Source organism: Winogradskya consettensis, from assembly GCF_018332715.1.
Taxonomy (GTDB): Bacteria; Actinomycetota; Actinomycetes; order Mycobacteriales; family Micromonosporaceae; genus Actinoplanes; species Actinoplanes consettensis.
Genome location: NZ_BOQP01000057.1, coordinates 93,155 through 112,851 on the forward strand (window position 1 = coordinate 93,155; position 19,697 = coordinate 112,851).

Annotated in this window: 18 protein-coding genes; 10 read left to right on the top strand and 8 right to left on the bottom strand. The window is 70.1% G+C overall.

Annotated elements, in window-relative coordinates; genetic code table 11:
* Positions 1 to 13: 13 nt before the first annotated feature.
* Positions 14 to 556 carry a GNAT family N-acetyltransferase gene (locus Aco04nite_RS43895; RefSeq protein WP_213003111.1) on the bottom strand — a complete coding sequence of 181 codons (543 nt, stop codon included), beginning with the start codon at positions 554 to 556 and terminating at the stop codon, positions 14 to 16.
* Positions 557 to 616: 60 nt separating this feature from the next.
* Positions 617 to 3,151, bottom strand: coding sequence for an ATP-binding protein (locus Aco04nite_RS49385; protein ID WP_244876733.1), 2,535 nt, complete (start codon positions 3,149 to 3,151; stop codon positions 617 to 619).
* Positions 3,152 to 3,207: 56 nt separating this feature from the next.
* On the opposite strand from Aco04nite_RS49385, the gene Aco04nite_RS43905 reads away from it, so the two are divergent.
* A complete protein-coding gene (locus Aco04nite_RS43905) occupies positions 3,208 to 3,570 on the top strand; it encodes a response regulator transcription factor (protein ID WP_203835736.1) in 363 nt (120 codons plus the stop codon).
* Here the strand turns inward: Aco04nite_RS43905 and Aco04nite_RS43910 are convergent.
* From Aco04nite_RS43910 to Aco04nite_RS43920, 3 genes are all read right to left on the bottom strand, one after another.
* Entirely contained in the window at positions 3,524 to 4,522 is a 999-nt protein-coding gene (locus Aco04nite_RS43910) for a sensor histidine kinase (protein ID WP_244876734.1), read from the bottom strand. The genes Aco04nite_RS43905 and Aco04nite_RS43910 overlap by 47 nt on opposite strands.
* Before the next feature lie 102 nt (positions 4,523 to 4,624).
* Positions 4,625 to 5,203 (bottom strand): DUF1707 SHOCT-like domain-containing protein, encoded by a 579-nt coding sequence (locus Aco04nite_RS43915; protein ID WP_244876735.1) that lies wholly within the window; start codon positions 5,201 to 5,203, stop codon positions 4,625 to 4,627.
* Positions 5,200 to 6,330, bottom strand: coding sequence for a hypothetical protein (locus tag Aco04nite_RS43920; protein ID WP_213003112.1), 1,131 nt, complete (start codon positions 6,328 to 6,330; stop codon positions 5,200 to 5,202). The genes Aco04nite_RS43915 and Aco04nite_RS43920 overlap by 4 nt, the downstream gene beginning before the upstream one ends.
* 182 nt (positions 6,331 to 6,512) lie before the next feature.
* Between Aco04nite_RS43920 and Aco04nite_RS43925 the strand changes: the two genes are divergently transcribed.
* The gene (locus tag Aco04nite_RS43925; protein ID WP_213003113.1) at positions 6,513 to 6,953 is read left to right on the top strand and encodes a CBS domain-containing protein; all 441 of its coding nucleotides are present in this window, start codon (positions 6,513 to 6,515) and stop codon (positions 6,951 to 6,953) included.
* A 3-nt stretch (positions 6,954 to 6,956) separates the two neighbouring features.
* Here Aco04nite_RS43925 and Aco04nite_RS43930 read toward each other — a convergent pair whose 3' ends face one another.
* A complete protein-coding gene (locus tag Aco04nite_RS43930) occupies positions 6,957 to 7,751 on the bottom strand; it encodes an SDR family oxidoreductase (RefSeq protein WP_213003114.1) in 795 nt (264 codons plus the stop codon).
* A gap of 124 nt (positions 7,752 to 7,875) precedes the next feature.
* On the opposite strand from Aco04nite_RS43930, the gene Aco04nite_RS43935 reads away from it, so the two are divergent.
* Complete coding sequence (locus Aco04nite_RS43935) at positions 7,876 to 8,760, top strand: helix-turn-helix transcriptional regulator (protein WP_213003115.1); 885 nt, start codon at positions 7,876 to 7,878, stop codon at positions 8,758 to 8,760.
* A gap of 109 nt (positions 8,761 to 8,869) precedes the next feature.
* On the opposite strand, the gene Aco04nite_RS43940 is transcribed toward Aco04nite_RS43935, so the two are convergent.
* Positions 8,870 to 9,016, bottom strand: coding sequence for a hypothetical protein (locus Aco04nite_RS43940; protein WP_213003116.1), 147 nt, complete (start codon positions 9,014 to 9,016; stop codon positions 8,870 to 8,872).
* Between the two features lie 99 nt (positions 9,017 to 9,115).
* Positions 9,116 to 10,477: a DUF1996 domain-containing protein gene (locus Aco04nite_RS43945; RefSeq protein WP_213003117.1), complete on the bottom strand. Its 1,362-nt coding sequence runs from the start codon at positions 10,475 to 10,477 to the stop codon at positions 9,116 to 9,118.
* Between the two features lie 141 nt (positions 10,478 to 10,618).
* On the opposite strand from Aco04nite_RS43945, the gene Aco04nite_RS43950 reads away from it, so the two are divergent.
* The 7 genes from Aco04nite_RS43950 to Aco04nite_RS43980 all read left to right on the top strand — a co-directional run.
* Positions 10,619 to 11,674, top strand: a complete 1,056-nt coding sequence (locus tag Aco04nite_RS43950; RefSeq protein ID WP_213003118.1) for an aldo/keto reductase — start codon at positions 10,619 to 10,621, stop codon at positions 11,672 to 11,674.
* 527 nt (positions 11,675 to 12,201) lie between these two features.
* Complete coding sequence (locus tag Aco04nite_RS43955) at positions 12,202 to 13,455, top strand: glycosyltransferase (RefSeq protein ID WP_213003119.1); 1,254 nt, start codon at positions 12,202 to 12,204, stop codon at positions 13,453 to 13,455.
* Positions 13,452 to 15,017, top strand: a complete 1,566-nt coding sequence (locus Aco04nite_RS43960) for an ArnT family glycosyltransferase (protein WP_213003120.1) — start codon at positions 13,452 to 13,454, stop codon at positions 15,015 to 15,017. The genes Aco04nite_RS43955 and Aco04nite_RS43960 overlap by 4 nt, the downstream gene beginning before the upstream one ends.
* On the top strand, positions 15,014 to 16,210 hold the full coding sequence (locus tag Aco04nite_RS43965; protein ID WP_213003121.1) for a glycosyltransferase: 1,197 nt from the start codon (positions 15,014 to 15,016) through the stop codon (positions 16,208 to 16,210). Before Aco04nite_RS43960 ends, Aco04nite_RS43965 begins: the two co-directional genes overlap by 4 nt.
* Positions 16,207 to 18,303, top strand: coding sequence for a galactose oxidase early set domain-containing protein (locus Aco04nite_RS43970; protein WP_213003122.1), 2,097 nt, complete (start codon positions 16,207 to 16,209; stop codon positions 18,301 to 18,303). The genes Aco04nite_RS43965 and Aco04nite_RS43970 overlap by 4 nt, the downstream gene beginning before the upstream one ends.
* Positions 18,300 to 18,788: a hypothetical protein gene (locus tag Aco04nite_RS43975; protein ID WP_213003123.1), complete on the top strand. Its 489-nt coding sequence runs from the start codon at positions 18,300 to 18,302 to the stop codon at positions 18,786 to 18,788. The genes Aco04nite_RS43970 and Aco04nite_RS43975 overlap by 4 nt, the downstream gene beginning before the upstream one ends.
* A gap of 706 nt (positions 18,789 to 19,494) precedes the next feature.
* A partial coding sequence (locus tag Aco04nite_RS43980) for a hypothetical protein (protein WP_213003124.1) occupies positions 19,495 to 19,697 on the top strand: 203 nt, incomplete at its 3' end.

Here is a 19,697-nt window from a genome sequence, read left to right on the forward strand (position 1 = left end):
CCACCCGGGGCAATCAGGCCGCAGGATCGCGCAGGCCGACGCAGTCGAGGTCCCAGAACGTCGAGGAGTAGACGAGCGTCCCGGTCATCCACGGCTCGTAGGCCGCGAGCCGCACGACCTGGAACGCGGCGTCGGGGATGCGCAGCGACGGCTTGCGGAACCCGAGGTCGCCGCCGGGTGCGAACCCCGAGCGCGGGTAGTAGCCCGGATCGCCCTCCAGGAACACGAGCGGAACACCCTGGGCGTCCATCCGGGCGAGCCCGTCACGGATGAGTTCCCTGCCCAAGCCCTTGTGCTGGTACGCAGGACGCACCGCGAGCGGGCTCAGCACCTGCACGTCCACGAGCTGCCGCGGCGCGTCGAGCAGGCTCCTGCTGAACATCACGTGCCCGGCGACCTCGCCCGCCTCCACCGCCACGAGCGATACGGCGTCCGGATCGTCCCGGCGCAGTGCATCGACCAGCTCGGCGACCACCGCGCCCTCGCGCCCGAACGCCTGCCGGACAATGTCGAGCACCACGTCGTGCTCATCGTCGTTCTCGGGCCGTATGTCCATGGACGCGGACGCTAACCGCCGGCCGGGCCACCCACCACCGCTTTACGCCCGAGTCAGCCGTCAGGTGCCGGAGCCCGGGCCGGTGATCAGTTCCCCGGCGACGGTGGCCATGAGCTCGCCGACGGTGCCGGCGTGCCGGTGCAGGTCGCGCAGCAGGGACTCGGTGCCGGGGCCGGCCGGGTGGTGCTCGAGGTCGGCGCAGGTGGCGGCCAGGTTTCCCGCACCGAGCGTCGCCGAGGATCCCTTGAGGCCGTGGGCGAGGCGGGCCAGGACGTCGTTGTTGCCGGCGGCCGCGGCCTCGTCGATCTCGTGCAGCACCCGGGGCAGGCGGACCGCGAACGCGTCGAGGATCCCGGCCACCTGCAGCCGCTGCGAGGCCGAGCCACCTGCCAGGGCGGCGGCCCGCTCCCGGATGGCGTCGACGTCATCCTGAGCGGGCGCGGCGGACGGTGCGGCGGGGACGCCGGTGAGGATCGCGTCGAGCTGGGGTTCCTGCAGGGGTTTGACCAGGAAGTCGTCCATGCCGGAGCGCAGGCCCGCCGAGTGGTGCTCGACCATGGCGTTCGCGGTCAGGGCCACGATGCGCGGTGCGCCGTGCGGCGGGGGATCGGCGCGGATCCGGGCGGTCGCCTCCAGGCCGTCCATCACGGGCATCTGGACATCCATCAGCACCAGGTCGTACGCGGTGGCCGCGACTGCCTCGACCGCCGCTGCCCCGGTGGCCACGATGTCGACGCGGTGGCCCCGGCGGGTGAGCATCAGCTGGGCCACGCGCTGGTTCACCGGGTTGTCCTCGGCGAGCAGGATGTGCAGCGAGCGGTGCGGAGCCTGCCCGTCGCCGAGGGTGGTGCGCAGCGCGTGGTGCAGCAGCCGCGGGCGTACCGGCCGGGTGAGGGTGAGCCGCAGCGGGCTGTCCTCCGCGCCGTCGTCGTCCGGCGCCGCCGGGTGGTCGCTCAGGGCGATGGTCGGGATCTTCGACGTGTACGCGGAGAGCTGCGCGACGGTCTCCTCATCGGTGACCACGAGGCTGATCGCCCGTTCGGCCAGCAGATCGACCGCCTCCGCAACCGAGCCGGCGGTCACGAACGGTATGCGCCAGCCGTGCATCCGGTCGGTCAGTTGATCCCGGTCCCTGCTGAGCACCAGGACCGTCGTACCGGGCGTCCGCGGTTCCTCGATCCCGGGGCTGTCGCCCACGGTGACGGTGACCGTGAACGTCGAGCCCTCGCCCGGCACACTGGTGACGGAGATGTCGCCGTCCATCGCCTCGGCGAGCCGGCGGCTGATCACCAGGCCCAGGCCGGTCCCCTCGTACGTGCGGGTCGTCGACGCGTCCACCTGGCTGAAGGGGCGGAAGAGCCGGTCCACGCGGTCCGCGGCGATGCCGATGCCCGTGTCGCGCACGGCGATCCGCAGGCCGTACCGCCCGGGTTGTGCCACCGGATCGGGCAGGACGGCCACCCCGACCGTGACCGAGCCGTGGTCGGTGAACTTGACCGCGTTGCCGAGCAGGTTCACGAGGACCTGCCGGATGCGCGTCTCGTCACCGGCGACCACGGCGGGACAGTCCGGGGCGAACTCGCTGTGCAGGTCGAGCCCCTTCGCGTCCGCGGTCAGCGCGACCAGGTTCATGGCGTTGCGGACACAGTCACGCAGGTCGAACGGGCGCTCGTGCAGCGTGAGCTCACCCGCCTCGATCTTGGAGAAGTCGAGCACGTCGTTGATGATCACGAGCAGGGACTCGCCGCTGGCCCGGACGGTCTCGACCAGTTCGCGCTGCTCGGTGTCGAGTTCGGTGTCCATCAGCAGGCCGGTCATGCCGATCACGGCGTTCATCGGGGTCCGGATCTCGTGGCTCATCGTCGCCAGGAACGCCGATTTCGCCGCGGTGGCGGCCAGCGCCTCGTCGCGGGCGGTGGCCATCGCCGTCATCGACGCGTTCACCGCGCGGGCCATCTGCTCCAGCTCGAGGGGGCCCGAGACCTCCGCGCGCCGGGTCAGGTCGCCCTCGATCACCCGCTGGGCGGCGGCCGTCACCCGCCGGGCCGGGGTGGTGATGCGCCGGGTGATGACCCGGGCGCCGATCGCCACCAGCACGAACGTGCCGATCGAGACCCAGAGGATGAGCGTACGGGTGTGCCGCGCACTGCGGTCCCCGGCTTCCTGCCGCGCCCTGAGCTGGGAAAACTCCTTGTGACTCATGGTCTCGACCACGGCTCGGAGCTGCGCCAGGTTGCTTTCGGCGACCGGCAACGCGAACTGTTCGGCGGCCATCGCCTGGATCTGCGCCACGCGGGCCTGCTGCTCGGGATCGTCCCTGGTCGCTGTGGAGAGCTGGGTGATGCCGGCCGCGACCATGCGGCCGGCGTCCTGGTATTGCGCCTGGGAGATGTCCCGCTGCTGGGCCCGGGTGACGGCTCCGTTCAGTTTGCCGAGCCCGTCCATCACCGTGTTCGAGGTCTGGAACGGGGCGCGGTCCTGCAGCAGCGTGCCGATCCGGGCGTACGCGCTGATGCCGACCACCGCCAGCGCCGCCAGGGCGAGCAGGAACCCCGCCGCCAACATCCGCCCCACGGTCCACCGGAAAGCCCGCACGAAGCTACTCTACGTAGTGAAGCGCGTACGCAAGGCTGCATTGAGCGGGGGACCGGATGACGTCCGTGCTGGTGGTCGATGACGACCCGGTGATGCTGCAGGTCGTCGAGACCGTGCTGCGCTCGGGTGGCATCGACGTGGCGACCGAGACGACGGGCCGGGCCGGGCTGCGCGCCGCGCACGACGCGCCGCCGGACTGCGCGGTCGTGGACGTGACGATGCCGGACATGACCGGGCTGGACGTGTGCCGCGCGCTGCGGGACGACGTCGAGACGGCGGACATCCCGATCATCCTGCTGACCGGGCGCGGTCAGTGGCTCGACGTGGCCTCGGGGTTCGACGCCGGCGCCGACGACTATCTGGTGAAACCGTTCAGCCCGCAGGACCTGCTGAACCGGGTGTCGGCTCTGACGGGCTGAGGGCCGGGAGGCGTACGGTCAGCGCGTTCTCCTCGATGCCCACCGTGCCGTCGTGGCGGCCGACGATCGCGCGGGCGAGCATCAGGGCGGTGGCGTTCCCGCGCCGGCCGGTGCTCGTGAAGAGCTGGTCCGCCGCGCTGTCCTGGGGCAGCGGCAGGGAGATCCGCCACTGGTCGTCGAGGCGGGTGGCGTCCAGCTCGACGGGGGTGCCCGCGCCGGTGATCGCCTGGACGGCGGCGGTCAAGCGGATGAGGGCGCCGACCAGGCGTACGGGATCGGCCAGGACCGCGCCCCCGCCCGCCGTGACCGTCACCCGGGTTCCGGGGTGGGCCGCCCGCACCTCACCGAGGAGGTCCGCCATCTCCACGCGCTGACGGGTGAGCTCGATCGTGCCGTTCTCGATCCCGCTGATCAGCACGATCTCGTCGGTGACCGCCGTCAGCCGCTCGAGGTTGCGGGAGATCCCGCGCACCGCGTCGGTGGTCAGCGCGTCGCCCAGGTCCTCCGGCAGGAATTCCGCCATCGACCGGGCCGCGGCCAGGGGCGTGCGCAGCTCGTGCAGCAGGGCGCTGACCAGCTCGGTCTTGGTCGCGACCAGTTCGGCGAGGGCGCGGTTGTGCTCCCGCAGACGCCGCCGGACCCGGGCATCGGCACTGAGATCCGTGATGGTGGCGGCACGAAGCTCGCCGACGACGTGCCAGGCGCCCTGGAGGAGGCGGTCCCCGGGCAGCGGCCAGCGGTGTGACCGCTCGGAGTCGTCGGCCCACAGCGCCCCGGCCGGCCGGAACGGGTCGAGCGTCGCCAGCGCGGCGACGTCCAACCCGGTCAGGTCGGTCCCGGCGGGGGCGCCGAACGCCGTGAGCAGGGCGGGGTTCGCCATGATGATCCGGCCGCCGGGGTCGGTGACGAGCACGCCGGTCGTCACGACGCCGAGAAGCAGGGCCGCATCCACCCGTTGATGATCGCAACCCGGTGCCGGTGATGCGGGGCTAATGGGCCATCACGCGCCGGTGCGGGGCCGGTGACGCCGGCTGAGCTACCAGGAACGGCCGAGCTACCAGGAACGGCCGAGGAAGCTGCGCCGGTAGCGGATGATCAGCCGGCCCGCGGCCTGGCGGCCGGTGACGATGAAGTGGATGCCCTCGGCGTGGACCGAGGGGACGGCGCGCTGGACCACGGAGCCTGCCACCAGGTCGACGTGGTCGGCATCGGCCGAGGCGCCGGCGGGCAGGACCAGGACCGTGGTGCCCGCGTAGACCTGCAGCTCGATCTCGACCGTGGGGTGCGCGATCACGGCCTCGGTGAAGTTGAGTCTGGCGCTGCCCGCTTTCGCGCTGATGAGCAGGCGGCGGGGGACGACCCAGCGCCCCTTGCGTTTCAGGGACGCCGCCGTCGTGCGCAGCTCGAGGAAGTCGGGGACCTGGATGGCGATCGGGCCGCCCGGCAGATCGGCCAGGTGCGGGGAGACCTCGCCGTAGGTGCGGGCCGCCAGGATCAGGGCGAGGCGTTCGTCGTACTCCTCGAGGGTGAGGCGGCCGTCGTCGAGGGCTGTGCGCAGGCGGCCGGCGGCGCGTTCGCGGTCGGCGGTGGAGATCCGCCATGCCGGCGGCTGGGGTGACAGGTCCGAGCTCACGACTTCACTCTAGGGGAATCACCGGGTTGCATCGGGATGGCCGACAGGTCGAACTTTCCGCGCGGCAGGCCCTGGCTGTCGAAGAGCTCCACCAGGTGGATCTGGGCGATCTGCGGGTCGCTGAGGTCCACTGTGCCCGCACCGCGGACAGTCACGATCTCGTCGCCCGCGGGTGGGGCCAGGTGCGTTCCCCGCTCCCGCGGCGGATCCCACTCCGGGGGCAGCACCGCGAGAGCGGAGCGGAACCCGGTCGTGCGCAGCGCCGGATCGAACGGGCCCAGATAGCCCGCGAGCGCCGCCATCAGGGGCGGATCGAGCAGCGCCGCGCTCGACGGCAGGGTCGCGATCCGGTAGGAGGCCGCGCTGCCGGCCGCGCCGGGATCGAGGACCAGGAAGAAGACCAGGCGCTCCAGGAAACCGGGCTTGGGCTCCCCGCCGAGCATGACCGGGACGCTGTCGAACTGCCAGCCGTGCCGCAGGAGCTCGTCGGCCAGCCGCTCCCGGGGCTCGTCCTGGGTGGGCTCGGCGAGCAGCGCGGCGATCGCGGCGCGCACCGACCGGCGGGCGAGGACCTCGTCGAGCCCGTCGCGGCCGGAGCGGGCGACGAAGCGGTTGACGACCACGACATGGGCCGGGTCGGCCGCCGGGAGGCTCAGCTTGCCGGCGATCGCGGTCAGCAGCTCCGCGCGGCGGGTCGAGGCGTCGAGCGAGCCGCGCTCCCACTCCGGGGTGAGGTGCAGGTCGTCGTGGCCCGGCATGAACGGATCGTCCGCCAGGATGATCGACGGCGAGGACACCTCGGGGCCGTCCGGGGTGTCGGTCACCGTCACGCGGATGTCGGCGAGCGGGCGCACGGGCGTGAGCAGCAACTGCTCGCGGACCTTGCGCAGCTGCCGGCCGGTGACCGCGGTGAGGACGTACGGCCAGAGCAGGAAGTTGACCTGTTCCCCCAGCACCAGCGGCGCCCAGCCCTCGGCGGAGTCCTTGAGCACGTCGCTCGCGTCCTCGGGCGCTATCTCGCCGGTGATCCAGAAATCGTCCGACACGCCGCCGGTCTCGACGCTGCGGTGCACGAGGAGCCAGCCGCCCGAGGTGCCGTGCGGCACCCAGACATAGCGCGTCGTCACTGTCCTTGACCCGCTGTGCCCGCTCATCCGGCCTCCTGCAGAACATCGCTCAGTCGGCGCAGAGTACTGCAAATCTCCAGGTACGGACGCCAAGTGTTCGTGATCCGACGCAACCGATCGTCCAGAACGCTCCCCCCTCTACGGTGGAGGGCGGCGCAATGGGGCGCGGGCCGGGAGGATCTATGCGGATCAGCGACGTAATCCACAACAAGGGTGGCCGGGTGGTCACCGTGACTCCTCAGACGACGGTGCAGGAGCTGCTCACCACGCTCGCCGAGCACGGCATCGGCGCCGCCGTGGTGTCGGCGGACGGGCAGGCGATCGCCGGGATCGTCAGCGAGCGGGACATCGTGCGAGCGCTGGCAGGCCGGGGCGCCGCCGTGCTCACCGAGCCGGTGTCCGCGATCGCCACCGCCCGGGTCTTCACAATCGGCCCGGACGCCGACGTCGCCGATGTCGAGAAGCTGATGACCGAGCACCGCTTCCGGCACGTGCCCGTCGTGGTCGGCGACGCCCTGACCGGCATCGTCAGCATCGGCGACGTCGTCAAGAAGCGGATCACCGAGCTCGAGGTCGAGAAGTCCGCCCTCACCGGCTACATCACCGGCGAGCGCGCGAGCTGACGCCTACGCGGTGGTGGCGATGCCTCCGTCGACGGGGATCACCGCGCCCGTCAGGTAGGCGCCCGCCCGGCCGGCAAGGAACACGGCAACACCCGCCATGTCATCGTCGCGCCCGATCCGGCGCAGCGGGGCCGCCGCCGCGATCGCCTCGCCGAGTTCGTCGAGCGTCGCCGCCATCATCGTCGACGGGAACGGGCCCGGCGCCACGGCGTTCACGGTGACGTGCTGCGGCCCCAGTTCCCGGGCGAGGTGCCTGGTGAGCTGATGCAGCGCGGCCTTGCTGCTGGAGTACGAGTAGTTGGGCCGGTGCGGAATGTGGATGGCGGCGATGCTGCCGATGTTGATGATCCGCGCCGGATCATCGGCGGTGCCGGCCTTGCGAAGCGTGGGCAGCAGCTCCTGGACCAGCCAGAACGGCGACTTCAGATTCAGATCGACGACCGTGTCCCAGGCCGCGTCCGGGAACGTCTCCAGCGGCTCGTCCCACAGGGCCCCCGCGTTGTTGACGAGAATGTCGAGACGATCCTCGCCTGCGGTCACGAGGCCGGACAGCCGCCGGCACTCGTCGTGGCGGGACAGGTCGGCGGGGATTGCCCGCACCTCACCGAACGCGGACAGCTGCTCCTGCGCCTGAGCGCAGGCTTCTGCGCTGCGCGAGCTGATGACCACGCGCGCACCTGCCTGGAGCAGGCCCCGCGCGATCATCATCCCGATGCCCCTGGTGCCACCGGTGACGAGCGCCCGCTTGCCACTCAGATCGAAAAGTTCCGCATGCGTTGTGAATTGGTTGACCACCACGTGGCGCCTCTCTCGTTGTCGAGTGCGTCTACGAGAACCCGGATCGTGCACGGGCGGGAGTCACCGCTCTTCCGGGTAACGTCAGTACCTCCCGGCACGCCGCCGCACGACCTACGGTGGTGATGTGACCGGCAGCGGGAGGGATGAGCGGGCCGGGGAGGTACGGGAGTTCCTCAGCATCCGTCGCGCCCGTCTCACGCCCCAGCAGGCAGGGTTGCCCGTCTTCGGTGGCAATCGACGGGTGACGGGGCTGCGCCGGGAGGAGGTGGCGCTGCTGGCCGGGATGAGCATCGACTACTACATCCGCCTGGAGCGCGGGAACCTGAGCGGCGCCTCGGACGCGGTGCTGGACTCCCTGTCCCACGCACTTCAGCTCGACGATGCCGAGCGGGCCTACCTCTACGACCTGGCCCGCGCGGTCACCGCGTCCGAGCGCCGGCGACCCGTGGCGACCGGGCGGATCCGGCCGGTGGTTCTGCGGATGCTCGACGCGATGACCGACCTCCCGGCCTACATCCGCAACGGGCGGTTCGACATCCTCGCCGCCAACTCGCTCGGCCGGGCCCTGTACGCCCCGGTCTACGATTCCCCGTTGTTCGCGCAGCGTGGCCCGGTCAACACCGCGCGGTTCCTCTTCCTCGATCCTGGTTCCGCCGATTTCTGGGCCGAGCGGGAGAAGGCCGCCAACGACTCGGTCGCCTTCCTGCGCGCCGAGACCGGCCGCTCGCCGCAGGACAAAGTTCTGACGGACCTGATCGGCGAGCTCTGCACCAGGAGCGACGAGTTCGCCCGGCGGTGGGCCGGGCACGCCGTGAAGTTCCAGCACTCGGGCGTGAAGCGACTCCACCACCCGCTCCTCGGGGACCTGGCCCTGCCCTACGAAGCCCTCGATCCGCCCGCCGACCCCGGGCTCCGTATCACTGTCTACTCACCCGTGCCCGGCTCGCCCGAACGCCGGGCACTCGATCTCCTGGCCGGCTGGACCGGCTCGACCGCACTCGAGCGCTGACTGTCGTCGCCGCGCCCTGACCGAGTGAAAAGGCCGGGTGGCAGGCGGGTCACGGCGACACCGAGCAGGCAGATCGCGCCGCCGAGCAGGGCCCAGGACAGCAACTATTTCATCCGACGTCCAGATGGTGGTCGCTCCGCGAGACTTCACGGGTACGCGTGAAGCCCGCGCCCATCACCTCATCGACGACCCGTACGTCGCCCTGGTCCCACGCAGCCATCCGCTCGAGAACGAACCCGGCCCCGGTCCGGTCCATCCACGCCCTGATCCGGACCTCGGTCGAGTCGGCACCCCCGGCCCGCAGACTCCTGGAAGTTCTCCGGGAATGTGCGAACCGAGGGGCCGATCTGAGCGGCTAGAAGCCGCCTGCCGTGTTGCACTTGGCCCTCTGGACGACGCAGTCCTTGACGCGCTGACCGAGGGCGGTGTTGTCCCAGGCCAGATACACATCGCCGTGCATCGAGGAGGCCATCTTGGAGGCCAGTTCGAAGCCGGCGGTGGTGCCGCTGGTGCGGTAGGCGATCACGAAGGAGATGTTCGGGATCGCGACCGGGAACTCACCCGAGCAGGTGGCGCCCCCGATGTAGCGGACGTGGGACTTGTGGTCGGGGCTGTCCAGGTGGATGCCGTCCCAGCAGTCCGGGAAGACGAGCTGGAACACCAGGTCGGCGGTCGGTGCGCAGACCGGCCAGTTGCCGTCGGCGCTGCGGCCGATCTCGCCGCCCGGGCCGGCGCAGTAGAACTGGTTGACGGTGCCGCGCGGGGTCGGCACCTGCGAGCGGGCGTCACCCGCGATCATCCGGAAGCCCTGCGGGAACGGCACGGTCGCGGACGGGTCGGCGAGCCGGGAACCGTAGTAGACCGTCACCCCGGAGGGCTCGACCGCCTGGCCGTGTTCGAAGAGCGTCGGGATCCAGTACGCCGACAGGTCCGTCGACGGGGCGCAGCTGGTCCCGGCGTTGGCGAGCAGCGACTGCGTGGTCGTGTTGGCGTTGGTGCTGGTGTTGCCGAGGAACGAGTGCATGTGTGACGCGCCGGGCAGGCCGGGGAAGACGATCGGGTCGTCCGGCTTGGAGTGGCTGTAGTGGCAGGCGGCGTTGAACTCGGAGACGCGTACGGCGTCGGCGGGGGCCGGATGCGTCGGCAGCGCCCGGAACGCCGCGAGCTGCGCGTTCCAGCGTGCCTGGTCCATCGTGACCCAGCCGGCCGGGGCCGAGCCGTCGCCGAACGTGAACCAGTTGAGGTTGACGAAGTCGCCGCCGGCCGGGTTCTGCAGGACGGCGAACACGGTCTGTGCGCCGGTCGGATGGGTGGTGGCCGTCGCCGTCCTCGTCACCCAGCTCTGCCAGCCGCCGGTGGCGGTGACGGGGAAGGTGGCGAGCAGCGGCCCGGTCGGCGAGCCGGTGCGCAGCTCGACGGCGCCGTTGCCCCCGGTGGCGGAGGCGAGCCGGGCCTGGACGGTCAGCGTCCCGGCCGGGCCGAGGTCGACGTTGTCGTAGCGCAGCCAGTCACCGGCGGCCAGGTAGGAGACGTTCAGGCCGCCACCGGTGTCGGCGGTCTGCTCGGTCGCGGCGCCGGACTGCGCCGCGTACGACTCGGCCTGGACGGTGACCGTGGCAGCCGCGGCGGGGCCGGTGGTCAGTGCCACCGTTCCGGCGGCGATCAGGAGCACGCCCAGGGATGCGGACAGCAGGGAGCGGGGTGTTCGTTTGCCCATGACGATCCTTCGGGGTAGGGGCCTCGCCGCCCGCTGAGGGGGATGAGCGGCGGTGACCGGTCGTCATCTCCTGGATACATGGATGCCACTCGATGTAACAGCGGCCGAACGTACCGCCCGGTTCCGGATTAGGTTGAAGACATGGAATATCGCCAGCTGGGCCGGTCGGGCCTCAGGATCTCCGTTCTCACCATGGGCACCATGACCTTCGGCGGGAAGGGCAACTTCGCCATGGTCGGGTCCACCGACGTCGCCGAGGCGCGGCGGCAGGTCGACCAGTGCCTGGATGCCGGGATCAACATCATCGACACCGCCGACGTCTACTCCGACGGGCTGTCCGAGGAGATCGTGGGGGAGGTTCTCGACGGGCGGCGCGACGACGTGCTCGTCGCCACGAAGGTGCGGATGCCGATGGGGTCCGGGCCCAACGACGCCGGGCTCTCCCGGCACCACATCGTGGCCGGGTGCGAGGCGAGCCTGCGCCGGCTGCGTACCGATCACATCGATCTTTATCAGGTGCACGAGTGGGACGGCCAGACGCCCCTGGAGGAGACCCTCGAGGCCCTCGACCTGCTCGTCCAGCAGGGCAAGGTGCGCTATGTCGGCGCCTCCAACTATGCCGGGTGGCAGCTGATGAAGGCCCTGGGAGCCGCCGACCGGACCGGCACCCCGCGGTTCGTCAGCGAGCAGATCTACTACTCACTGCAGGGCCGGGACGCCGAGTACGAGCTCGTGCCCGCCGCCGTCGACCAGGGGCTCGGGGTGCTGGTGTGGAGCCCGCTCGCCGGCGGCCTGCTCTCCGGCAAGTACCGGCGCGGTCAGGAGCCGCCGGCCGGGTCGCGGCAGCTGTCCGAGTGGAACGAGCCGCCCGTCTACGACCGGGAGAAGCTCTACGACATCGTCGAGGTGCTGGTGGCCATCGGCGAGGAGCGGGGCGTGTCCGCCGCGCAGGTGTCGCTCGCGTGGCTGCTGGGCCGGCCCGCCGTCACCTCGCTGGTGATCGGGGCGCGCACGGCCGAGCAGCTCACCGACAATCTCGCCGCGGCGGAGCTGAAACTCGGTGATGCGGAACGGACACGGCTCGATCAGGTGAGTGCCCCGGATCTGCTCTACCCGTACTGGCATCAGGCGCGTACGGCGAACGATCGGTTGTCGGCTGCCGATCTCACGTTGCTGAAACCGCACCTGAATGGGTGAAGCAATGATCACGCGCTCGCGTGAAATAACAAGATGAATTGCTTTCAGTCAAGGGCCGCCCCCGTGGGCGGCCCTTTTTTGGCTGCTCGTTCCGGCGCGTTGACGATGGGCGGCGCGGTGCGCTCGCGGAACAGGCCATATTGGATCGACCGAACGGGGGAGGGGCAAGAGATGACCATCTTTGAGGCAGGTCAAAGCGCTGAAAGGATGATCGATGTAGTACCTTTGGCGCTCGCGGGCAGCACCGGAGTCCTACCTGGTGCGAACGGGGTGAACGCTCTATATCGGATTCAATCCGCCGATGTCCGCCCGCACGGCAATTGCAGGAACTGGTGGGGTAATGGACATCGATTCTGTAAAGGAATTGTTTCCGGCCCTCGACGAGAGAGAAAACTGTCCACTGAAGGCTGTAAATAAATTGTCAGTCTGCTTGAGGACGTGGACGCATTCCCGGCTATGGTTTCCGCGCTGGCGGGAATTGGGGCCCGCCTCCAGCGCGAAAGGCAACGGCTTTGGCTGCCGCCGTCATGATCTTGGTTTCCTTGGTTCTCGCAGGCTTCGCCGCGGTGACCCTCTGGTGGACGATGCACGCCTGGCGTACACCGGAGACCCTCGCTTCGACCCGATTCGCCGCCCCGGACGGCGAGCACAAACTGACGTTCTCCCTCCTCGTGCCCGCGCGGCACGAGCAGGCGGTCCTCGAGCACACCGTCGAGCGGCTCCTGCTCTCCACCCACGCGGGCTTCGAGATCATCATCATCGTGGGGCACGACGACCCGGAGACCGCTGAGGTCGCCATGCGGGTCGCCGCGACCTCACCCGGGCGCATCTTCGTGGTCACCGACCACAGCGAGCAGAAGAACAAGCCGCGCGCGCTCAACGCCGCGCTGCCCTACTGCCGCGGTGACGTCGTCGGGGTCTTCGACGCCGAGGACCAGGTCGACCCGGAGCTGCTCGCGCACGTCGACCACGCGTTCCGGGCTACCGGCGCGGACGTCGTGCAGGGCGGGGTGCAGCTCATCAACTTCCACTCGAGCTGGTACAGCCTGCACAACTGCCTGGAGTACTTCTTCTGGTTCCGCAGCCGGCTGCACCTGCACGCCCGCAAGGGCTTCATCCCGCTGGGCGGCAACACCGTCTTCGTCCGCACGGAGACGCTGCGCGAGGCCAACGGCTGGGACGGCACGTGTCTCGCCGAGGACTGCGACCTCGGGGTGCGGCTCAGCAGCCGCGGCAAACGGGTCGCGGTGGCGTACGACTCCGCCGTGGTCACCCGGGAGGAGACCCCCGGGTCGGTGACCGCGCTGCTCAAGCAGCGGACCCGGTGGAACCAGGGCTTCCTGCAGGTCTACCGCAAGGGGGAGTGGCGCAAACTGCCCGGCTTCGGCCAGCGGCTGCTCGCCCGCTACACCCTGACCGGCCCGTTCCTGCAGGCGTTCTCCGGGATCGTCATCCCGATCGGCATCGCGATCGCGATCTGGGCCCGGCTGCCGGTCGGGGTCGCCCTGCTCACGTTCGTGCCGGTCATGCCGATGGTCGCGAACCTGGTCTTCCAGGTGGTCGGGCTGCGTGACTTCGGCGAGCAGTTCGACCTGCGGATCAGGTGGCACCACTACGCGCGGCTCATCATCGGCGCCTTCCCGTACGCCCTGGTGCTCGCGGTCGCGGCACTGCGCGCGGTCTGGCGCGAATACACCGGCAAGCGCAACTGGGAGCTCACGGCACACGTCGGTGCCCACTTGACGAAACCCGCTGTCGCGGAGTCAGGAGTGACCGCGTGACTGTCTTGGATCGTCCCGACGTTGCCGTGGAGCCTGCGGGTGGCACGGCGGGTGCGCTGCCGGGCGTACCGAAGAAAAATCGCACCGACCTGTATCTTGCCGGGGGCCTGACCGCCCTCTGCCTGGTGTTGCTGGCCTGGAACATCACGGGCTTCCCGATGGCCAGCGACGACGAGGGGACCTACCTCGCGCAGGCCTGGGCGGTCGCGCACGGCAAGGGCCTCGCCCATTACACCTACTGGTACGACCACCCGCCGCTCGCCTGGATTCAGCTCGCCGGGCTGTCGTGGCTCCCGGCGCTGGTGTTCCCCACGCTGCTGTCCGTCGCGGGCGGGCGGCTGGCGATGCTGCCGGTCGAGGCCGTCACGCTGCTGCTGGTCTACGTGATCTGCAAGCGGCTCGGCATGCGCCGGTGGGCGGCCGCGCTGGGACTGCTCACGTTCGGGCTGTCGCCGCTGGCCCTGACCATGAACCGCCAGATCTACCTGGACAGTTTCGCCGTCATGTGGATGCTCGCGGCGCTCACGCTGGCGTTGTCGCCGCGCCGGCACCTGTGGCACTACGCCGCTGCCGGGGGTGCCGCCGCGATCGCGGTGCTGTCCAAGGAGACCATGGTCATCACCCTGCCGGCCGTGCTGGTGGCGATGTGGCAGAAGGCCGCGCGCAGCACGACCCGGCCGTGGGCGTTCGGCGCGTTCGCGAGCGGGCTCGCCCTGGTCGGCATCTTCTACCCGCTGTACGCCCTGCTGCGCGGCGAGTTGTTCCCCGGCGACGGGCACGTCTCGCTGATCGGGGCGTGGCAGTTCCAGCTGATGTCTCGCTCGGGGTCGGGCAGCGTCTTCGACGAGGCGTCCGGCTCGGGTGCGCTGATCGACTCGTGGCTCTACTACGACTCCGTCATCCTGTTCGGCGGGCTCGCGGCCACAGTGGTCGCACTGTTCGTGCGCAAGCTGCGCGCCCCGGGGATCGCGGGCCTGGTCCTGGCGCTGGTCGCGATCCGCCCCGGCGGTTACCTGCCGGCCATGTACGTCGTGCAGGCCCTGCCGTTCCTCGCGATCCTCATCGCCGGGGTGACCGAGTTCGGGTTCGACAAGCTGCGCCCGGCGCGGGTCTGGTGGCGCTGGACGATCCTCGGCGTCGCCGTGGTCACCGCACTGGGCTTCGTCGTCCCGCACTGGTACGTCGGGGACCGCCGCGCGCTCGTCGCCAACGACAACGCGCCGTACCAGGAGGCCGCCGACTACCTGCGGACGCAATTGCCGGACCGGGCCGGTACGACGCTGGTCGTCGACGACGTGCTCTGGCTCGACGCCGTCCGCGCCGGCTACACCCGCGACAACGTCATCTGGTTCTACAAACTCGACCTCGACACGGCGGTCGCCGCGCGGCTCGCCAACGGGTGGCGCGACGTCGACTACATCGTCTCCACCCCGGCGCTGCGGCAGGACCCGAACTCCCTGCCGACGGTCGCCAAGCTGCTCACCAACTCGACGGTGGTCGCGTCGTTCGGCCCGGGCTCCGGGCCGGTCGAGATCCGCCGTGTCGACAAGGAGAACCCATGACTCTCGAAATGACACCGCCGGTCGTCGTCCCCGCTCCCGCCCGGATCCGCCTCACCGGTCAGATCGGTGTCCTGCAGGTGCCCACCGCGCTCAAACAGAGCGTGGTGATACCCACCTTCAACGAGCGCGACAACATAGGTGCTCTCCTGGAACGCCTCACCGCGGTGCTGCCCGCCGGCGAGACGGAGATCATCTTCGTCGACGACAGCACCGACGACACCCCGGACCTGATCCTGCAGGCGGCCATGGACTGCCCGCTGCCCGTCACGGTGTATCACCGCGACCACGCGATCGGAGGTCTCGGCGGCGCGGTCGTCGAGGGGATGCGGCACGCCCGGGGCGCGTGGATCGTCGTCATGGACGCCGATCTGCAGCACCCGCCGGAGATGGTGCCGCGGCTCATCGCCGCCGGCACCCGGGACGGCGCCGACCTCGTCGTCGGCACCCGCTACGCCGGCGGAGGCAGCACCGACGGGCTCTCCGCCGGGTACCGCCGGCTCGTCTCCAGCGGCAGCACCCTGCTGACCAAACTCGTCTTCCGCAACTCGCTGCTGCGGGTGAGCGACCCGATGAGCGGGCTGTTCGCCGTGCGGGCCAGCTCCCTCGACGTCGGCGAGCTGCGCCCCGAGGGCTTCAAGGTGCTGCTGGAGCTGCTCGTCCGCAACCGGCCCGGCCGCATCGGCGAGGTGCCGTACGCGTTCCAGCAGCGCCACGCCGGCGTTTCCAAGTCGAGCTTCGCCGAGGGCGCCCGCTTCCTGAAGCACCTGGCGATCCTGCGATTCGGCGCGCAGCGTACCCGGATCCTGGCCTTCGCCCTGATCGGTATCTCCGGCCTGATCCCCAACCAGCTCGCGCTCTGGCTGCTCGCCCACGTCGCCGGGGTGCACTACGTCCCCGCCGCCATCGTGGCCAATGTGATCGCCGTGGGCTGGAACTTTGCCCTGACCGACTCGTTGCTCTATCGCAACCGCCGTCATCGCAGCCTCAGCGGGCGGATGACCCGGTTCTTCCTCATGGGCAACGCTGACCTGCTGCTGCGCATCCCGCTGCTCGCCGTGCTCGTCGACGGCGTCCACCTCGGGGTGCTGGTGGCCAACCTGATCACGCTCGTCGCCTCGTTCGTCGTGCGGTTCCTGATTCTCGACCGGGTGATCTATTTGAACAAGCCGAAGACCCTGGAGGCCGCCGGATGACCTCCGCACCTTCACGTCCCCTTTTCAGCGGCGCGAACCGCGTACGCATCGCCCAGGTCCTGGTTCTGACCCTGGTCCTGGTCGTCCTCGTCCCCGGCCGGTCCTCGGCCGGGGCGAACCTGCTCGCCAACGGCGGCCTCGAAGCGGTCGACTCCACCGGCTTCCCCCTGTGCTGGGAGAAGTCCGGCTGGGGCGACAGCACGCACACGTTCGAGGTCAGCCACGCCGCGCCGCACGGCGGCGCCAACGCCATGAAGGTCACGGTCGCCGCGATCTCCAACGGCGACCGCAAGGCGATGATGCTGGAGAACCCGTCCTGCGCCCCGAACGTCACGCCGGGGCACCAGTACGACGCCTCTGCCTGGTACAAGTCGACCACCGCGAACACCGTCATGACGATCTTCCGGCACGACGTCGCCCAGGGCTGGACGTACTGGACCGACCTCGCCACGCTGCCGGTCGCGAACGCGTGGACGAAGAAGACGGTCCGCACCCCGGTCGTGCCACCCGGCACCGACCAGATCGCCTGGGGCATCACCATCTACGGCGTCGGCATCCTCGAGACCGACGACTACACCCTCATCGACGCGACCGAGGACACCCCCGGCACCACCTGCAGCGCCGGCGCCGCCTGCACCAAGGGCGCGTGGCAGGTCATGCCGTTCAACTCGCCCGTCCGCGCCATCCACACCGTCGTCCTCAAGAACGGTGACGTCCTGCTGGTCGCCGGCTCGGGCAACGACCCGGACGCGTTCGCGCAGGGCACCTTCAAGACCTCGGTCTACCACCCCCGCACGGGCACGTTCACCGCCGTGGCCACCCCCGCCGACCTGTTCTGCTCCGGGCACGTCCAGCTCTCCGACGGCCGCGTGCTCATCATGGGCGGTAACAAGGACTACCCGGCGGCGGACGCCAGCCACGGGTACAAGGGGCTCAAGGACTCGTACATCTTCGACCCGGCCACCTCGGCGTACACGAAGGTCAACGACATGTCGGCCGGCTCGTGGTACCCGTCCGCCACCGTCATGGGCAACGGCGACGTCATCTCGCTCGGCGGTCTCGGCGAGGACTCGTCCGGCACGGTCGCCACGCAGTACTTCAACGCCGCCCAGCAGCGCTGGCTCAGCCTCGGCGAGACCAAGCAGACGTGGAACTTCTGGGGCCTCTACCCGTCCATGATCCTCATGCAGGACGGCCGGCTCTTCTACTCCGGCAGCCACGTCTTCGGCAACGGCACCCCCGGCACCGGCGCCTCCATCTACAACTACGGCACCGAGGCCATCACCCCGGTCGGCGGGCTGCAGCGCAAGGACGAACGCGACCAGTCCATGAGCGTCCTCCTGCCACCCGCCCAGGACCAGCGGGTCCTCACCATCGGCGGCGGCAACATCGACAGCAACCCCGACGCCAACCGCCTCACCGACATCATCGACCTCAAACAGGCCAACCCGGTCTATCAACCCGGTCCGCTGCTGCCCTCCGGCACGATGACCGGCGGTGTCCCGCAAACCGCCACCCAGGGCAAGATGTACGTCTCCACCGTCCTGCTCCCCGACGGCAAGGTCTTCGAAACCGGAGGCGGCCTGCACAACCGGGCCGACCCGGTCTACGAAGCCTCCATGTTCGACCCGGTCACCAGCACCTTCAACGCCGGCATGGCCACCGACCCCGTCCCGCGCACCTACCACTCGTCCGCCTTCCTGCTCCCCGACGGCCGCGTCATGGCAGTCGGCGACAACCCGGGCGACGGCTCCTTCGACATGCGCATCTCCGTCTACTCCCCGCCCTACCTCTTCAAGGGCTCAAGACCCCAGATCACTTCACTCTCGGGTACGCAGTGGGCGTACGGCAGCACCAACACCATCAAGGTCGACGAGCCGATCACCCGCGCCGCCCTCATCCGCCCCGAAGCGGTCACCCACTCCAGCGACCCGAACCAGCGTTTCGTCGACCTCCCCATGACGGTCAACGGCACCACCATCGGCCTCAACCTCACGAGCAACCCCAACCTGGCACCCCCCGGCTGGTACATGCTCTTCGCCCTCGGCACCAACGGCGTGCCGTCCGTCGCAGAATGGGTCCACGTCGGATGAACCGCACCCGCCTCACCCTCGCCGCCGTCACCGGCATCGCCGCCATCTTCACCATGACCGGCATGGCCGTAGCCACCCTCCGCGCCCCCTCCATCCCCGCCGCCATCCCCGCCGCCACCGCCGTCCCCGAACCCACCGACACCACCTGGCCCCTCAACCTCCCCCCAGCCGCCGACCCCACCCCCACCACCCAGCCCCCACCCGGCACCCCGGCCCCCTACGTCCAACCCTTCGCCGACCAACCAGACACCAAAGACCTGGCCCCCAGGCCCTCCCCCAAAACCCCGGTCAAAATGCCCGCCTTCGCCGACGGCTGCAACCACGCCTACGGCACCCGCAACCAATGCGTCCCCCTCGAGTTCCCCCCAGGCACAACCGACAAATGCACCTGGCTGAAATCCCACGGCTTCAAAAAACTCACCGTCCAAGGCAAGGACACCCACCTCCTGGACCGCAACGCCAACCACACCGCCTGCGACGGCTAACCTCCCCACCCCCCGCTCGCCGGGTCGTCCGGGCCTGCTCGCCGGGCTGACCATTTCTGCTTGCCGGGTCGTCCGGGCCTGCTCGCCGGGCTGACTACTTCTGCTTGCCGGGTTGTCCGGGCCTGCTCGCCGGGCCGGACGGCTCGGCTTGCCGGGTTGCTCGGCCCGGTTTGCCGGTTTGCCGGTTGCCTGTTTGCCTGTTTGCCGGGCCGGACGGCTTGGCTCGGTTCGCCGGGTTGCTCGGCCCGGTTTGTCGGTTGCCTGCGTGGTGTGACGGGATGCTCGGCGAACTTGGGGGTCGCTCACAGGCTCACAGGCTCGGTCTGTCGGGTTACCCGGCTGATTCCGCTTGCCCGGGTTGCTTTGCCAGCCCACTGAGGTGGCGGCCGGGCTATGTGGCTGGCGTTGCCCTGCCGGGTTGCCCTGCCGGCTCGCTCTGCGCGCCTACAGGTTCGGCCTGCCGGGCAGCCAGCCAGGCTTGCCGTTTTTCTAACGGCGCCCAGGGATCATCCACCTGGCCTACGGCGATGCCCTTCTGGCCGCCCGCACCACCGACTAACCGAATCCCTCTTCCGGTGCTCGTCGCTTTCCGCGACGGGCACCATTGCCGTCCACCCCCTCAAGTACGCACCACCTCAGCCGACCATGTCCGTAAGCCAGAGCACCGCTCCGGGCAATGCCACCCCGCGCCCGAGGAGCCCTCCCCATGTCCCACCCCCCGACCAACCACCAATCCTGGCCGCCGCCCTACTACCAACAGCAACTCGACTACCAGCAGCAACACCCCGACCCCTACCTGCCTTACGCCTTTCCCCCTGCCGCATCGAGTCCGGGGTTCTCGAGTCCTGCTGTCTTCGCACCCGTCACCTCCGCGCCTGCCATGTGGGATGGCCCTGCGGTCTCGGGCCC

Excerpts from the sequence above, each read along its gene's own strand:
- Aco04nite_RS43965 (WP_213003121.1), top strand. The coding sequence starts at position 15,014 with ATGACTCTCGAAATGACACCGCCGGTCGTCGTCCCCGCTCCCGCCCGG.
- Aco04nite_RS43975 (WP_213003123.1), top strand. The coding sequence starts at position 18,300 with ATGAACCGCACCCGCCTCACCCTCGCCGCCGTCACCGGCATCGCCGCC.
- Aco04nite_RS43945 (WP_213003117.1), bottom strand. The coding sequence starts at position 10,477 with ATGGGCAAACGAACACCCCGCTCCCTGCTGTCCGCATCCCTGGGCGTG.
- Aco04nite_RS43970 (WP_213003122.1), top strand. The coding sequence starts at position 16,207 with ATGACCTCCGCACCTTCACGTCCCCTTTTCAGCGGCGCGAACCGCGTA.
- Aco04nite_RS43925 (WP_213003113.1), top strand. The coding sequence starts at position 6,513 with ATGCGGATCAGCGACGTAATCCACAACAAGGGTGGCCGGGTGGTCACC.
- Aco04nite_RS43940 (WP_213003116.1), bottom strand. The coding sequence starts at position 9,016 with ATGGACCGGACCGGGGCCGGGTTCGTTCTCGAGCGGATGGCTGCGTGG.
- Aco04nite_RS43955 (WP_213003119.1), top strand. The coding sequence starts at position 12,202 with ATGATCTTGGTTTCCTTGGTTCTCGCAGGCTTCGCCGCGGTGACCCTC.
- Aco04nite_RS43950 (WP_213003118.1), top strand. The coding sequence starts at position 10,619 with ATGGAATATCGCCAGCTGGGCCGGTCGGGCCTCAGGATCTCCGTTCTC.
- Aco04nite_RS43905 (WP_203835736.1), top strand. The coding sequence starts at position 3,208 with ATGACGTCCGTGCTGGTGGTCGATGACGACCCGGTGATGCTGCAGGTC.
- Aco04nite_RS43895 (WP_213003111.1), bottom strand. The coding sequence starts at position 556 with ATGGACATACGGCCCGAGAACGACGATGAGCACGACGTGGTGCTCGAC.